This is a genomic window from Xanthomonas axonopodis, assembly GCF_001304695.1.
GTDB lineage: Bacteria > Pseudomonadota > Gammaproteobacteria > Xanthomonadales > Xanthomonadaceae > Xanthomonas > Xanthomonas axonopodis.
Genome location: NZ_JFAQ01000079.1, coordinates 1 through 16,210, shown reverse-complemented (window position 1 = coordinate 16,210; position 16,210 = coordinate 1). Strand labels below are relative to the sequence as shown.

At 63.2% G+C, this 16,210-nt stretch carries 11 protein-coding genes and 3 pseudogenes; 5 read left to right on the top strand and 9 right to left on the bottom strand.

Features of this window, described 5'->3' with window-relative positions; all coding sequences use genetic code 11:
- Positions 1-359 precede the first annotated feature (359 nt).
- From XAXN_RS08220 to XAXN_RS08210, 3 genes and pseudogenes are all read right to left on the bottom strand, one after another.
- Positions 360-1,741, bottom strand: a pseudogene (locus tag XAXN_RS08220) (purple acid phosphatase family protein).
- Positions 1,741-2,862 (bottom strand): phytase, encoded by a 1,122-nt coding sequence (locus XAXN_RS08215; protein WP_054319180.1) that lies wholly within the window; start codon positions 2,860-2,862, stop codon positions 1,741-1,743. The pseudogene XAXN_RS08220 and the gene XAXN_RS08215 overlap by 1 nt, the downstream one beginning before the upstream one ends.
- Positions 2,859-5,353, bottom strand: a pseudogene (locus XAXN_RS08210) (TonB-dependent receptor). The gene XAXN_RS08215 and the pseudogene XAXN_RS08210 overlap by 4 nt, the downstream one beginning before the upstream one ends.
- A gap of 217 nt (positions 5,354-5,570) precedes the next feature.
- Here XAXN_RS08210 and upp point away from each other — a divergent pair.
- Positions 5,571-6,203 carry a uracil phosphoribosyltransferase gene (upp, locus tag XAXN_RS08205; RefSeq protein WP_054319192.1) on the top strand — a complete coding sequence of 211 codons (633 nt, stop codon included), beginning with the start codon at positions 5,571-5,573 and terminating at the stop codon, positions 6,201-6,203.
- A gap of 321 nt (positions 6,204-6,524) precedes the next feature.
- Here the strand turns inward: upp and XAXN_RS08200 are convergent, their stop codons facing one another.
- From XAXN_RS08200 to rsmD, 6 genes are all read right to left on the bottom strand, one after another.
- A complete protein-coding gene (locus tag XAXN_RS08200) occupies positions 6,525-8,285 on the bottom strand; it encodes a glycoside hydrolase family 9 protein (RefSeq protein WP_054319179.1) in 1,761 nt (586 codons plus the stop codon).
- 290 nt (positions 8,286-8,575) lie between these two features.
- Positions 8,576-10,354 carry a gamma-glutamyltransferase gene (ggt, locus tag XAXN_RS08190; protein ID WP_054319177.1) on the bottom strand — a complete coding sequence of 593 codons (1,779 nt, stop codon included), beginning with the start codon at positions 10,352-10,354 and terminating at the stop codon, positions 8,576-8,578.
- The gene (locus tag XAXN_RS08185) at positions 10,351-10,635 is read right to left on the bottom strand and encodes a YfhL family 4Fe-4S dicluster ferredoxin (RefSeq protein WP_003489796.1); all 285 of its coding nucleotides are present in this window, start codon (positions 10,633-10,635) and stop codon (positions 10,351-10,353) included. The genes ggt and XAXN_RS08185 overlap by 4 nt, the downstream gene beginning before the upstream one ends.
- Positions 10,636-10,868: 233 nt before the next feature.
- Positions 10,869-11,366 carry a hypothetical protein gene (locus XAXN_RS08180; protein WP_054319176.1) on the bottom strand — a complete coding sequence of 166 codons (498 nt, stop codon included), beginning with the start codon at positions 11,364-11,366 and terminating at the stop codon, positions 10,869-10,871.
- A 46-nt stretch (positions 11,367-11,412) separates the two neighbouring features.
- Positions 11,413-11,919: a pantetheine-phosphate adenylyltransferase gene (gene coaD, locus XAXN_RS08175; protein ID WP_054319175.1), complete on the bottom strand. Its 507-nt coding sequence runs from the start codon at positions 11,917-11,919 to the stop codon at positions 11,413-11,415.
- Entirely contained in the window at positions 11,916-12,605 is a 690-nt protein-coding gene (gene rsmD / locus XAXN_RS08170) for a 16S rRNA (guanine(966)-N(2))-methyltransferase RsmD (RefSeq protein ID WP_174515530.1), read from the bottom strand. Before rsmD ends, coaD begins: the two co-directional genes overlap by 4 nt.
- A 175-nt stretch (positions 12,606-12,780) precedes the next feature.
- On the opposite strand from rsmD, the gene htpG reads away from it, so the two are divergent.
- From htpG to XAXN_RS22715, 4 genes and pseudogenes are all read left to right on the top strand, one after another.
- Entirely contained in the window at positions 12,781-14,685 is a 1,905-nt protein-coding gene (htpG, locus tag XAXN_RS08165) for a molecular chaperone HtpG (protein ID WP_054319174.1), read from the top strand.
- Positions 14,686-14,990: 305 nt separating this feature from the next.
- The gene (locus XAXN_RS20980) at positions 14,991-15,698 is read left to right on the top strand and encodes a hypothetical protein (RefSeq protein WP_134984854.1); all 708 of its coding nucleotides are present in this window, start codon (positions 14,991-14,993) and stop codon (positions 15,696-15,698) included.
- Positions 15,652-15,855 (top strand): annotated as a pseudogene (locus tag XAXN_RS23620) (hypothetical protein); the annotation flags it as partial. The gene XAXN_RS20980 and the pseudogene XAXN_RS23620, both read left to right, overlap by 47 nt.
- Positions 15,856-15,879: 24 nt before the next feature.
- Positions 15,880-16,210, top strand: a 331-nt coding sequence (locus tag XAXN_RS22715; protein WP_209018940.1) for a hypothetical protein, incomplete at its 3' end; no start/stop codon positions are given.

Sequence of the window (16,210 nt, the reverse complement as noted above, 5' to 3'; positions counted from 1 at the left end):
GGCTGTGGGGAACCAAGCCGCCACCGCAGCGCCGCATTGATTCGGCTGCCTGGTTGCTGGCCCGGCCGCACCAACCGTAGTCGCACCATCGACGTGACATAAATCGCACTACATGATGATCAACCGTACCTTCATAGAAATAATCTATGCGGATGCGAAGTTTTGAAACAATGCGCAAATGCAAGCGGAATCCCGATTAAACCGCCTGCTGTCTTGTCATATTCAAGACGGTGGTGGTGCAAGTCGAAGAAGCCAGCAACGAACACGTAACCACGTATGTGCAGCTTGCAGATAGTTCGCGTACTGCTGGCTCCGCCCAGCAGCACGGCATTGCTGGGCAGGCTGTTGGCCGCCCTCGCTCATTCCCAGCATCGATCCGCACGCCCCTTGAGCGTTGCATTACGCGGACAATTGCGTGGCGCGATGCGCCCCGCCTCGCGTTCGATCAAGCGCTTGCCGCCGTTGCTGTCGCGTTGCAGTTCGAACGCGTCGTAGAGACGGCCGGTGGCAGTACGCGACTCGTAGACCAAATGCTGTTGGTCGAGACGTAACATTTGTTAAAGCTGGGTATCTTCGCCCACTGGGCGCATGATGGTGCGCGCCATGTCCGACAGGCGGTACTGCTTGGGCCCGGCGACCGAAACCACGAAGACCGGTGTCGCCTGCCCGGCCGCATCGCCGCGCAGACCATAGGTATGGTCGTGGCCCTGCAACACCAGATCCACCTTGTGGCGGCGGATCACCGGCAGCACCTGTTCGACCAACTTTTCGTTTTCGCGAGCGGCGAGCGGCGAAAAGAATGGCTGATGGATCAGCATGATCGACCAGGGATGCGGATTGTCGCCCAGCACCTTGTCCAGCCACTGCGCCTGCGCGGGGCCGGTACCCAGATCCAGCGCCGAGGTGCCATCGAGCACGGCGACGCGCACGCCCTGGTAGTCGAACCCATAGCTGGTGCGCGCGGTGGCCGAAGGTCCGTTGCGCGGCAATGCAAAGGTCACCGGCCAATGACTGCCGAGCACGCGGGTTGCCTGCGGCGTGTCTTCGCCCTCTTCGTGATATTCATGGTTACCCGGCGCCGGCGCCACTGCAGTGCCTTCCAGCAGCCAGCGCCCGGCCTCGAACCACTCGGCCCACTCAATTGTCGTCCTGGCCGTCCTTGCCGCTGACCAGGTCGCCAGCAAATAACGCCAGCCGCGCGTCCGGCGCCGAGCGCCAGGCCTGGCGGATCACCCGCGAGACCAGACTGAGGTTCTTGTTCTGGGTATCGCCGAAATACAGCAAGGTCAGCGGCGTGGTGGCTGTGGCAGCCGTGCGGAAGTGATTCCACGCGCCCCAGATCCCCTGCCCCTGCACGCGGTAGGCGTACATCATGTCCGGCTGCAGCCCGTCCACATCGGCGCGATGGTGATGCGAGCTGCCGTTTTCACTCGCGAGCGTCAGCGTGCTGGACCGAATGCGTCGAGGCGAACCCACATCCGGCGAATCGCCGGCGAACACCAGTTCCAGCCAGGGCCTCTCGACGGCTGGCATCGGTGCGCCACGCCACCGCAAACCCGGTGGCGGCGTCCTGCGTCGGGGTGGCGACGATGCGGTCCGGGAAGCCGTCGGCAACGTAATGGGTAGAGCCCGCCGGCACCTGCGTATTGGGCTCGGCAGTACGGTCGGCAGCCGATGCGGGAACGCTCATGGGTGCGAAGGCTGCCAGCAGCAACGCAGAGACCGCTACGCGCGCAGCCATCAGGGTGTGCACTCTTTCAGGCGCAATGTAATCGTGATATCGCGCCAATCGAACGCGGCCACTGCCTGGTCGTCATGCAACGCATAGAACACGCCACCCGGAAAGCGCGCATCGCCGCGTTGATCCAGCCACACGCCATCGGTATTGGCGGTCACACGGCCGGCAAAGGCGTCGACATACGCCAGCGTCTTGCGATCGAACACCTGGAACACGCTGCGGTCCTTGAACTGATCGGTGGCGATCCAGTAGCCGCTACCATCGCTGCACGCAAACAGGCTGATGCCCTCGGCCTGCGCCTTGAACAGCCCGGCGCCGACGTTGCGGCCGCGATACCGCCCGTCCATGCCGTACTCGCGCAACTGCGTACCCACGGCCACGTCTTCTTCGGCAATCATCAGCCGCGCATTGGCTTCATCGCCGAACACCGATTCGGCAATCCGCACCGCACCCGCTTCGCTGGTGTCGCCAAAACTCTGCGTCAGGCGTGCCTGCCAGCCTTGCCCTGCGGAATTGAGCTGATAACGCCGAAAGCGCTGGCCAAGGTCGGCCAGCGGCGGCGGCAGATCCTTGTTGGCCGACGACATGTAGTTGTCGCTGACCACCACCTCGTAGCCGCCATCGTGCTTGCGCACCCACAGGCCGTAGGGCTCGCGCAATTCGCTCTGGCCGAACGCCTTCACCGGCGTGAGATCGGGTAACGTGAAGACCTGCACGCGCCGGTTGTCGCGCTCCACCACGAATACCAGGTTATCGACCACCGAGATGCCATTGGGCCGGTCGAGTTTGCCCAGCGCCTTGCCTTTGCCACCGACCACGCGCAGCCGCTTGCCGCTGTCGCCGTCGAACACCACCAGCGCATGCGTGCCCTTGGCCGTGGCGATCACCCAACGGCGGCCATCCGGTGCCATCCAGCTGGCCGGCGAATCCAGGTTGTCCGATGGCGTCAGCGCGGTGATGAAGGCTTCCGGCACCACTTCGTGCGTAACCCTGGCCTGACTGAGCAAAGGATCTTTCAGCAGCGCTTCGTCGGCTTCGCGGCCGGCCGGGGCGCTGGCGCAACCGACCAATGCGGCGGCGGCGGACAGCAGCGTGATCAGCACAACGGTGCGCGGTGCGATCACAGCGCCACCTTCAGGCCAAGCGCATAGGTACGGCCGTACTCTTCATTTTGCAGGATGCGCGAGCGGATGCCCTGATACAGCTCCAACGGCTCATCCAGCAGGTTCTGCGCTTCCAGATACAGGCTGACGTGGCTGTTGAATTGATAGTTCATGCTGAAATCCAGCTGCGTGTGTGGGGCAACGTAGATATCGTACGCACGGCTCTGCCCGATGGTGTCCAGATATTGGCTGCGATACACCGCCGCCACGCGTGCACTGAACCCGTATTTCTCGTAGCCCAGGTGGCCGCTGTAGATGCGCTTGGACGAACGCGGCAAGGTGAAGTCATCGCCGGCACGATTTTCCAGGCCGGGATTGAAATCGCTGTCCAGCACCGTGGCGCTGGCACCAACCAGAAAGCCATTCCAGCCCTCGGGCAGGAAGTCCAGGGTCTGCTGCCAATTGAATTCCGCGCCGCGCACCTTTGCGGTGTCGCCATTGATCGAGCGCGTAACCTGCAGGCCCGGAAATTCCGCATCATTGGTGTTGATGGTCTGCACGATGTAGTCGTCGATCGACTTGTGGAACACACCCAGCGAAATTACGCCGGTACTGCCGATGTATTTTTCGAACGACAGGTCCAGATTCTGCGAGCGGTACGGATCGAGATCGGGGTTACCCAGACTCACCTCGTTATCGCCACGGTGGATGCTCACGCGCGGCGACACATCGCCGAACGCCGGGCGCGCCATGGTCTTGTTGGCCGCAAAGCGCAGTACCCAGTCATTGCCGCTGTCGTAACGCAGATGCAGGCCGGGCAGCACGTTGGTGTAGCTGCTGGACGCCTCGCGCGGCGTCACCGTGGCGGTGCGGCCATTGGCTGCCACGTCCACCTGGTTGCCGGTGGCATTGAACTGGGTATTTTCCACACGCACGCCGGCAATCATGCGCAGCGCGCCGATGTCCCAGGTGCCCATCGCATAGGTGGCGAAGACATCTTCGGTGGCCGTGTAATCGTCCTGCAGCGAGGTCTGCAGATTGCCGCCCACATCTTGCGGGCGTGCACTGTACAGATCGCCGGAAGTATTCCAGTAGCGGCGCATGCCGTCCGAACTGATGCTCTGGCCCAAGGTCCCGCCACGGTGTTCGGGCGCGGCGGTGGTCCAGTCGCTCAGGTCGATGGCCGGCCCACGACGCAGCTCGCTTTCGTCCACGTTGACCCCGCGCTCGCGCCAGCGGCCGAGCACGCCCATCTTCAGGCTGGAATGCTCGCCATCGAAGCGCACATTGATCTGCGCGCTGCGCTCGCTGTCGTCCACCTGCGTGGGCGCAATCACGAAGCGGTCGAACACGAAATCATCGTTGCGCTGCCAGCCGTTGTCGGAGAAACCCAGCTTCGGAATGCCACTGCGCTGATCCACCGTGACGGCCAGATCGTCGCCATCGTAGTTGAAGCGCGCTTCCTTTTCATCGTTCACGCGCTCGCGGGTCTTGGTGTAGCCCAGCTTGTAATCCACGGTGGCAGCGCTCAGGCGGTTTTCGCCACCCACACGCTCAATGCCATGGTGTCTTCCTTCTTGGTGCGGTAACGCACGCGCTTGGAAATGCTGTCGGCCGGCAAGTCGGCCACGTTGTAGGTGCCGTCGCCATTGGCACTGACTTGGCCATCGCTCAAACCGAAGATGGTGCGCTGACGCGTTTCGGCATCGTCGAAGCGGCTGTAGAGCGTGCGCAGGTAGTAGCGGTTATCCGCGTACGGGCGCCAGTCCAGATTAAGGTTCGCGCCCATGCGGGTGCGTTCGATGAAGTATTTGCGGCGTTGCACTTCGCCGGCGAACAGATCGTCGTCGGCGCCACCGTCAAAGGTGTCGTAGGCCACCTCTGTATTGTCCGATTCGAACTCGCGATCCTGATAGTTTACACCCATTGCCACCCCGAAGGTGCCATTGAAGATGTCGCTGTAGTTGAACGCACCCTTCGGGCTGGTCTTGCCCGACAGCGATTGGTGGCTGGCTTCGATGGAGCCGCGCAAGGTGCGCCCGTCGCGATCGAAGGCGGAGGTGGATTCCACCTGGATCGCGCCGCCGATGGAGTCGCCCGGCATGTCCGGGGTCGGCGACTTGACCACCTTCAGGCGCTCGGTGGAATCGGAAGGAATCACATCCAGCGGTGCCGAGCGCGTGCCGTCTTCCGGCGTGCCCATGGTCATGCCGTCGATGGTGACGCTGTTGAGCGACGAATCCAGGCCGCGGATGACGACAAAACGGCCTTCGCCCTGGTCGCGCGTGACGCTGACGCCGGGCAGGCGCTGCAAGGATTCTGCAACATTCTTGTCCGGGTAACGTCCCATCGCATCGGAGGCAACGGCGTCCTGGATGGCATCGGAGGCGCGCTTGAGATCCACTGCGCGCTCCTGCGCTTCCAACTACGGGCGCACTTTCAGCCGCTCCAGGTCGATTGCCGCAGCGCTGGCAGCGCCGCCGGTGGCCGCACCCTCGGCCGCGTGCGCCAGCGGACTCTACGTGGCCGCAGCCAGCGTTAGCGTGATCGCCAGGCAGAGCGGAGTCTTGTTCAACACGGGCGCTTCCCCAATCGGCTAAGAATGGGTGGGCACACCATGTCTACGCCGTTTCACTGACATGACCTATGCATCGGCGATCACATCCGAAGTGTGGCGACACACCGCGCGGCTGCGGCACACTGTGCCCCTCCCCCGCCTGCCGCTGCCCATGAAAATCGTCGAAGTCCGCCACCCCCTCGTCCAGCACAAGATCGGCCTGCTGCGCGATGCCGCCTTGAGCACCAAGGGATTCCGCGAACTGATCACCGAACTGGGCACGCTGCTGGCCTACGAGGCCACCGCCGATCTGGACACCGAATCGCATACCCAGCCGGGCTGGGCGGGCCCGGTGACGGTGCAACGCATTGCCGGCGCCAAGGTCACCTTGGTACCGATCCTGCGCGCCGGCCTGGGCATGCTGCCCGGCGTGCTGGCGCTGATTCCTACCGCACGGGTGAGCGTGGTCGGTCTGCAGCGCGATGAAGAGACCCTGCAACCGGTGCCCTATTTCGAACGCCTCACTGGCCGCCTGGAAGAACGCGACGCACTGATCCTGGATCCGATGCTGGCCACCGGCGGCACTTTGATCGCCACCATCGACATGCTCAAGCGCGCAGGCGCGCGGCGCATCAAAGGCATCTTCCTGGTCGCTGCGCCGGAAGGCCTGAAGGCGCTGGAAGCGGTGCATCCGGATGTCGAGGTCTATACCGCGGCCATCGACGACCACCTCAACGACAAGGGCTACATCCTGCCCGGCCTGGGCGACGCAGGCGATCGGATTTTTGGTACGCGGATGGAGTGAGCGCATCCACCGAGGTGCGCTGGGGGAAGGTGATGCGGTGCTCGGCACTCAAGCCCCTCTCCTGCGGGGTGACAAGGCACCGCTTGCGCGCCATTGGCGCGCGTGCCTTGGAGCGCCCGCGCCGCAAGCGGGGGTTGGGGTGAGGGGTTGGTGAGGTACGGCCAGCGACGTTGTCGGCGATTCCCTTCTGACGCAGCGTAGCGACGCGTTTGTCTTGTCAGGCAGCGGCAGTTCGCTGAGGCGCCCCTCGTTCGGCGCCATGCGCCACCTTCTCCCGACGGGAGAAGGAACAGCCGCGGCATCGGCTTGATAAGCGACGCCTCAGTGCGTCGACGCCTCGATCGCCGCGCTCACATACACCAGCGGCGCATTCCAGTTGATCGCCACTTCATTGGTGGAGTAGCTGCAGAAGTTGTCCAGGTACGACAATGCCGGCCGTTTGGAGGGATACGGCACCTTGCACTCCTTGGCATCCTGTTGCCCCGGCTGCGGGCCGCCGACCAGCCAACCCGGCACTGGCGCTTCGATGCCATCGGCCTCGGAGGGGCGGTGATGGATATGCATCGGGGTGCGCTTGCCTATCCCGGTCACGAACGACAGCCCCAGCGGATTGCGGCCCAGGATGTAGTCCAGCTGCGATTGCGCCGCATCGAGAAATTGCCGCTGCTGGGTCAGCCGGTAGCCCTGTAGCAGCATCATCGCGCGGTTGAGCACCCCTGCATTGCTGCCCCACACGAAATCGCCGTCGTTCATTGCCAGCCGCCATGCCGATGATTGCCAGGTGTCGGCCAACCGCTGTGCCAGGCCGGTGATCTCACGTTCGATCCGCGCGCGATCGGCATGCGGCGTGAGTTGGTCGCGATGCCCGGCCAACGACATCCAGGCCAGCCCACCGACATTGCCCCACGACGGCACGGTGGCCGGCACGTTGCGCGCGATCATCGCGTCGTAGAACCCGTCCTCGCGGGTGGCGATGTACAACTCGGCCGCCGCCCAGGCGAATTCGTCATCCAGGTGTGCATCGTCGTAACCGCCGGTGCGCACGTCGCTGGGCTGGTGGTAGATCACATCCGGATGCTGCTTTGCCCATGCCCACGCAGCCCGCGATGCTTTCAACATGCGCGCAGACAGACCTGGATACTGCGTCTGGAATGGCGTATACACGCGACTGGCCACGGCCATCACGGCGGCGAAGTCCAAGGTCGCGGCAGTCGTCTTCATCACCACGTAGCGTGGCTGCTTGGCCTGATCGGGCATCACCAAGCCATCGAACTGCTTGTCGGTGAGCTTGTGGTACACGCCGCCATCGGCCGGGTCCTGCATGGCGAGCATCCAGTCCAGATTCCACCCGGCCTCCTGCAGGAGGCCGGGCACGCCGGGCGCATCGTCGGGAATGGTCAGCGGCTTGGACTTGAAGAACGCCGGATACTGCTCGTAGGCCGCCAGCAGGGTGTAAGTGCTGATGCCGGAATTGACGATGTACTTGTTGTAGTCGCCCGCGTCGTACCAGCCTTTGGGCGCGCTGATCACGCTATCGGTTGGGCGCGTCGCAGACGCTGCGGACGGATGGATGCGCACCTGCGTATCCAGGTGCCCGGCCGCGCGCGCATAGCGCCCGGCGTAGCGTGCAGGCAGCGCGGTGCTGGCACGATTGAAGTAGAACGCCTTCAACGCAGCATCGACCAAGGGCTGATACGCGTGCGCGTTGATGGCGAAGATCTCCGATGCCGGCAGCCCGTCGACCTTCAACCGATAGGTCCCGGCCGCCCGTAGCCCGGAAAACTCCGCCACCCGCGCCTGCTGACCGGCCGGCGACCACATCGCGGCCGGCTGCAGGGTTCCCTGCAACACGCTGCGCCCCTGTGCATCTTCGACCGTGAAGCGGTCAGAACGGTGCGCGGCGTCCTGCTGCGGCAGCCCGACGATGGCCAGTTTTGCCGAGCCCGGCAGATAGCCCACCTGGTTGATGTGGATGGCATCGCTGGCCGCCACGGCCTCCTGCCTGCCGGTCGTCTCCGCAGCGCAGGCGAGCACGGGCGAGACGATCATCAGGCTGGTGAGCAGAGTCTTGAAGATAGTCATGTCACGATGGTCGCCGCATTATCTTGCAGCGACAAGTTCAATGCCGGCATAGCCGATGCGTCAATTCGCATCGCTGCAATGATGCGCTCGTTGCGCGGATCGCCTCGCACGCAGCCATGCCGCGCGCATCATCACTGCATGCCAGCGATCGACCGCCTGCCCGGCCGGCGGCAAACGCGCCAACCTAAGGCAACCACGGTCGCATTGCACCTGCGGCGATTGATCGAAACCACACACAACGCCCGGCCGCGTTACTGGCTACCGGGCGTCGATGCAATGGGTTTCATACCTCAGCGTGCCGCCGCGTCCAATTGCACTTGCGCCTTGCCCACCGGGTTGCGCGGGTCGCTGCCGCCGCTGAGCACGTTGCTGCGCTTGTCCCACTCCACCGTTTGCAGGTTGCCCCACACATGGCTGGAGCCACGGCCGCCTTCGGCGGTGTCGCCGGGCAGTTTCAGTGCATGCCCCATCGCTTGCAGGCCCTTGGCGGTCTGCGCCGAAAACGCGTCGGTCTCGGCGTCGATCACGTCCGGCAGCCACTGGTGGTGATACCGCGGCAGCGCACTGACCGCCTGCGCATCCAGGCCGGCGTCGTAGCCGAGGATCCCCAGCAGCACCATGGTGATGATGCGGCTGCCGCCGGGGGTGCCAAGCACGATCGCCTTGTCGGCCGATTCCATGAAGGTGGGCGTCATCGAGCTGAGCATGCGCTTGCCCGGCTTGGGCGCATTGGTGGCATAGCCCATCACGCCGAAGGCATTCGGCGTGCCGGGCTTGAGCGCAAAGTCGTCCATCTCGTTGTTGAGCAGCACGCCGGTGCCCTTGGGAATCAGGCCCGAGCCGTACAGCAGGTTCACCGTCTGGGTGGCGCCGACGCGGTTGCCCTCGCCATCGATGATGGAAAAGTGCGTGGTCTCGTCGTCTTCCAGCGGCGTGGGATTGCCCGACAGCAGATCGCTGGGGGTCGCCTTGTCCGGGTTGATGGTGGCACGCAGGCCTTGCGCGTAATCCTTGCTGGTCAGCACGCGCTGCGGCAGGTCCACGAAGTCGGGGTCGCCCAGGAAGAAGGTGCGGTCGCGGTAGGCGCGGCGCATCGACTCCACCACCAGATGGGTGCGATGCACGTCATCGAGCGTGTTCAAGTCCCAGCCTTCCAGAATCTGCAGCATCGCCGCCAGCGCAATACCGCCGGACGAGGGCGGCGGCGCCGTGGTGATCTTCCAGCCGCGGTAGTCGAACTGGATCGGCGCGCGTTCCTTGACCCGATAGCCGGCCAGCTCGGCCGCGCTCCACTGGCCGCCGGCCTGCTTCACGCCAGCCAGCAGCTTCCTGGCAGTTTCACCCTTGTAGAAGCCGTCAAACCCCTTGTCGCCGAGCAGCTGCAGCGTGTGCGCCAGCTCCGGCTGCTTGAAGATCTCGCCTTCGGCGATGGGCTTGCCGCCGCGCAGATACACCTCGCGCGTGCCGGGGTAACGCTCCATCACCTCGCGCCGCGAGGCATAGCCCTTGGCCATGCGCGCGTACACCGGAAAGCCCTCGCTAGCGATGCGGACCGAGGGCGCCAGCGACTGCTTCAGCGGCAGGCGACCGTGCTTGGCAGCCAGTTCCACCAGCGCCGCCGGCAACCCCGGAATGCCCGCCGACCACGGGCCGTTGATCGAACGATCGCGGTCCAGCTCGCCTTTCTTGTCGAGAAATTGTGCCTCGGTGGCCGACGCTGGCGCGGTTTCGCGCGCGTCCAGCATCACGTCCTTGCCGGTCTTGGCGTCGTGCAGCAGGAAGAAACCGCCGCCACCCAGCCCCGAGCTGATCGGCTCGACCACCGCCAGCGTGGACGACACCGCCACCGCGGCATCGAACGCATTGCCGTCTTCGCGCAGGATCTGCAGGCCGGCATCGGTGGCCAGCGCATGACCGCTGGCGATCGCCGCGCCGGGCGGATGCGCGCCAACCGCTGCGGTGGTGGCCGTCGCCGGCTTGGCGGCATCGGCGCACCAGGCCGCCGGCGCCAGCACAAAGGCCAGCAGCAACACGCCGCGCGAAGAAAAACGTCGCGAAAAAGTGCTCACGGGGCGGGAGGCTCCTGTTCGTACAGTTCGGGATGATCGCGCTGCAACTGCATCAGCTTGGCCAGCAACTGATCATGGGTTTCCGGAATGGCCGGATCCGGGTCGATGCATTCGACCGGACACACCACCACGCATTGCGCTTCGTCGAAATGGCCCACGCACTCGGTGCAGCGTGCCGGATCGATGACGTAGATGGTTTCGCCCATCGAGATGGCCTGATTCGGACACGCCGGCTCGCAGACGTCGCAGTTGACGCAGAGCTCGTTGATTTTCAGGGACATATCGGCACTACGATGCGACGCGACGCAGCGCGCTGCAACCGCGCGCGCTGGAACGCAATGTGCTGCTGCAGCCGAGCGCAGCTGGCGTGGAGCGGCAGGTGGACAACGCCGTGGGCGCTCTGTCGGACACCGGCATGACACGGCCGGCGCCGGTGGAGTGCGAATTGCGCAGCATGGTGCATTCCCAGGCTGCGGCCGGATGCGCCCTCCCGCGCATCCGGCCTGGTACGGCATTACTTGGCTTCAACGAAGATGTATTCCGCGCCCTTGGGCTGGACGATGGGCTGCACACGTGCGTTGTCGGCAGCGTTGCCGATGAACAGCACGCGCACACCCTTCATCGAGTCCGGTGCCACGTCCTTGAACGCTGCATCGATCAGGTCGGCCATCTTGCTGGACGCCGACGAACCGAAGGCCAGCATGTTGCCCGGCTGCACGCCGCGAGCCAGTGCGGTCTTGACGCTTTCCAGCTGACGCTCGTAGCTGCCGGCAAATTCGGCATCGGACTCCGGCGGCAAGTAGTACAGGAACGGGCTGTTGGTGGTGGTGCCCGGGTTCTGGCCGACCACTTCCTGCAGGTACTTTTTCCAGCCAGCGTTGTCGTCCTTGGCCGGTGCGGTCAACGGGGCCGGTGCGGCGGCAGCGGTTGGTGCCGGCTCTTCCTTCTTGCAGGCGGTGACCGCCAGAGCGGCGATCGAAGCGAGCGCCAGAGCGCGCATGGTGTGTTTCATGAAACTCCTCCCTTTGAAATGCGTGTGGTGATGTAACGGCAGATGATCAGGCCTGCGCGCGGGACTGCCGCACCTGCCGCAAGGCCTCGACAACCGATGCCGGCACGAAGCCGGACACATCCCCGCCCAGCCGCGCGATTTCGCGCACCAGCGAGGACGAGATGAAGCTGTATTGCTCGGCCGGGGTGAGAAACAGCGTTTCCACCTCCGGGATCAGATGGCGGTTCATGCTAGCCATCTGGAATTCGTATTCGAAGTCGGACACCGCACGCAGGCCGCGCAGCAGCACGCCGGCGCCCATCTCGCGCACGAAATGGGCAAGCAGGGTATCGAAGCCGCGCACTTCCACATTGGTATGCGCCACCAGCGCTTCCTGGGCCAGCGCCACGCGGCGCTCCAGCGACAACGCCGGGCCCTTGGAGGGGCTGTAGGCCACGCCCACCACCACGCGCTCGAACAACGGCGCAGCACGATTCACCAGGTCGATATGCCCATTGGTGATCGGGTCGAAGGTACCGGGATAGACGGCGGTGCGGCTATTGGCAACGCTCATACGGAAACTACCGGGGTCGGATCGCTCTTCAGTGTAGCAGTGGCCCGGCGGTACAGCGCATAGCGCACCTGCCGGGTGGCGCCCTCGCGGTGCAGGTGCCACCCGGCCGGTAGCAGTGGCGGCGCTTGGGCGGGCGCTTCCAGGTAGAGCCAGGCGTTGGCGGCCACATGCGCTGGCAGATGCTCCAGCACAGCCGGCCACAGGCCAGCGGCGAACGGCGGGTCGACGAACACGATATCGGCCAACGCTGCGGGCGCAAGCTCCAGACAGCGCACGGCATCTTCCTGCAGCACCTGCACCTGGGTGGCGGCGTCGAGCCGGGTCACGTGCTCGCGCAGCCGCTGGACCAGGCCGGGGTCGCGTTCGATCAGGGTGGCATGCGCAGCGCCGCGCGACACTGCCTCCAGGCCCAGCGCGCCCGAGCCGGCGAACAGATCCAGCACGCGCGCGCCGGGCAGGCGCGGCATCAGCCAGTTGAATACCGTTTCGCGCACGCGGTCGCTACTGGGGCGCAGGCCGGGCAGATCCGACACTGCCAGCCTGGTATTGCGCCAGCGCCCGCCGACGATGCGCACCTGCCCTTCCGTGCCACGTGGCGCCGGCCGCGGCGGGCGGCTCATCGCCATGCACCTGTCGATGGCGGGCGGGTGCAGCACGGCAGCAGCGGAGTTGGCGACATGGCTCAAGGCAAAACGGATGGCCGGCCATGATACCGCCACCATCGCCGCTGCCGCCCTACTCCGCCCCAGCCGCCGCGCGCGGCACATTCGCGCAGGCCCGCCTTGAAAAAAGCGGCGGACGGCCGCATCCCCCAGGCCATCGGCCGCGTTGCGGCCTGGACCACCACGGAGCACGACCCCAATGACCGTTAAAACCGATAAGCAGACGCTCGGCTTCCAGACCGAGGTCAAGCAGCTGCTGCAGCTGATGATCCATTCGTTGTACTCGAACAAGGAAATCTTCCTGCGCGAGCTGGTCTCCAATGCCGCCGATGCCGCCGACAAGCTGCGCTTCGAAGCCTTGGTCAGGCCCGAGCTGCTGGAAGGCGGCGGCGAGCTGCGCATCCGCGTCGACTACGACAAGGACGCGCACACCGTCACCATCGACGACAACGGCATCGGCATGAGCCGCGAGGATGCGGTCTCGCACCTGGGCACCATCGCCAAGTCCGGCACTGCCGATTTCCTCAAGCACCTGAGCGGCGACCAGAAGAAGGACGCCAACCTCATCGGCCAGTTCGGCGTGGGTTTCTATAGCGCCTTCATCGTCGCCGACCAGGTGGACGTGTACTCGCGCCGCGCCGGCCTGCCTGCCAACGAGGGCGTGCATTGGTCCTCGCGCGGCGAAGGCGAATTCGAAATCGCCAGCGTCGACAAGCCCGAGCGTGGCACGCGCATCGTGCTGCACCTGAAGGATGGCGAGGACAACTTCGCCGATGGCTGGACGCTGCGCGGCATCCTCAAGAAATACTCCGACCACATCGGCCTGCCGATCGAAATGCGCAAGGAGCATTACGGCGATGAGGCCGACAAGCCGGCAGAGCCCGAATGGGAAGCGGTCAACCGCGCCAGCGCGCTGTGGACGCGCCCCAAGTCCGAGATCAAGGACGAGGAGTATCAGGAGTTCTACAAGCACATCGCCCATGACGCGGACAACCCGCTGGCGTGGAGCCACAACAAGGTCGAAGGCAAGCTGGAATACACCTCGCTGCTGTTCGTGCCCGGGCGCGCCCCGTTCGACCTGTACCACCGCGATTCGGCCAAGGGCCTGAAGCTGTACGTGCAGCGCGTTTTCATCATGGACCAGGCCGAGCAGTTCCTGCCGCTGTACCTGCGCTTCATCAAGGGCGTGGTGGATTCGTCGGACCTGTCGCTCAACGTTTCGCGTGAGATCCTGCAGTCCGGCCCGGTGGTCGATTCGATGAAGTCGGCGCTGACCAAGCGCTCGCTGGACATGCTGGAAAAGCTGGCCAAGGACAAGCCGGACGACTACGCCACCTTCTGGCGCAACTTCGGCCAGGCGCTGAAGGAAGGCCCGGCCGAGGATTATGCAAACCGCGAAAAGATCGCCGGCCTGCTGCGCTTCTCCTCCACGCATGACACCACCGGCGCGCAGAGCGTGGGCCTGGCCGATTACGTGAGCCGTTTGGCCGAAGGCCAGGACAAGCTGTATTACCTCACCGGCGAGAGCTACGCGCAGATCAAGGACAGCCCGCATCTGGAGGTGTTCCGCAAGAAGGGCATCGAAGTGCTGCTGCTCACCGACCGCATCGACGAATGGCTGATGAGCTACCTCACCGAATTCGACGGCAAGTCGTTCGTGGACGTAGCCCGCGGCGACCTGGACCTGGGCAAGCTGGATTCGGAAGAAGACAAGAAGGCGCAGGAAGAAGTTGCCAAATCCAAGGAAGGTCTTGCCTCGCGCATCAAGGCCGCGCTGGGCGACGACGTGGCCGAAGTACGCGTCTCGCACCGCCTGACCGATTCCCCCGCGATTTTGGCGATCCGCCAGGGCGACCTGGGCCTGCAGATGCGCCAGCTGCTGGAAGCCAGCGGCCAGGCCGTGCCGGAAAGCAAGCCGGTGTTCGAATTCAACCCCACCCACCCGCTGATCGAGAAGCTGGATGCGGAAGCCGACATGGACCGCTTCGGTGACCTGAGCCGGGTGTTGTTCGATCAGGCGGCGCTGGCGGCGGGCGATAGCCTCAAGGATCCGGCCGGGTATGTGCGGCGTTTGAATAAGTTGTTGTTGGAGTTGTCGGCGTAAGCACCATCCGTTGGACGTGATACGAGGCCGGCTGATTGCCGGCCTTTTTAATTTAAAAATTTCGTGCTACCTTACGCCTCGATGATGAGCGGCGCCACTGCATTATTTCTTTATGTGCTAAAATTATTTTTAGCAATCAACGCGCTTTTAGCCATAAATAATTAACCCCTGTTCGCCGGCACTTTTATTCACAACTTTTATGCGCCGCAGCAAGAGGATGTAAATTTAACTATACATCCCCTGCCAAAATGCCATATATCACTTACAGCAATCGAATGCTCAATAATTCCCAAAGGAACTGGATTGTGAAAATTAAAGCCAACCTTTTCATCCTCGTGCTTTCCCTCATTCTAATTAATACGTCAATCCCTGATGCACAGGCTCAAATGCCCGGCGAATACTGTTATCGCGCCTGCTTCGGGTCACTTCAAGAGGCCGAAAATGAGATGCGCTCAGCGCTTTCTTACGGCGCGTACTTAACAAAAGATAAGACGATAGTAACAGAAGGAGATTCCGAGACGCCGGCTTATCAAATCCAGTACCGCGTCGAACGGCAGCCACCGAGCCAGATGAGCGCTCCCGGCTATCTTGTAGGGGGTCACGGAAGCAACGATACGGGGTGTGCAGCTAATAATGATCCATTTCTTAAAGACTACTGTACCAATGAAGATGAAGTGATTCAAAACCTGATGACCTATGTGCGGACATCTCTCCCGGATTGCACAATATCATCAGAACGTGTGGAGGGAGCTTACGGCGAACCTTACGTCCAAAGCATTCCGCATTATGAAGGCAAGGGATACCTCTCCTTTGATGCACCGGGAGGAAAATGGCTGAAATACAATCTATCTTGCCCCGGATGGAGCGATCCAAGCCCTAGCCCTCAACAGAGAATGCTTGTAAAGCGGCAAATCTACTCCTGCCCTGCAGGGCTTTACCCTGTAAACGCCTTTAACCCGGCTTACAATTTCACAGGCAACCCAGGCGCTACCGCTGACTACCCATTTCTATAATGGCGATACGCCCATCATTTATGCAAAGGGTATCGATCAAACCAAATCGTGCCCTGCCAATCAAAACCCGTGCCTTCCCGCAACAGGCGATAAGTTTAGAAAAGAGAATGATTTAGTATTTACGGGAAAACCTTTCCAACGATTTTATCATTCATTACAGCAACTCCAGGCAGATCAAGGAATGGCGCCTGGCTGGAGCCATTCCTTCTCAGATACCGTAGGCGGTGGTGGAAAATTTCTGACGAGCTTCGACGGTTTCTTTGAGCAGTTCAAATCCATAGGCAACGGTAGCTACCGAGGTCAACGCAACAGTTCGGAGTTGATGTTGCGATCGGAAGATGGAACCACCACGTTGGTAACCGCAGAGGGCGACAAACGAATTTACAACTCAGCGGGGCGGCTCGCCGCTATCCAGTCCAGCGTTTCGCCCGCATTTGACATCGAACTCGTCTATGCCAACAACAGGCTGATCAAAGCGATTGATGGCCTGAGACCGACGTCCCCCCGTCCTG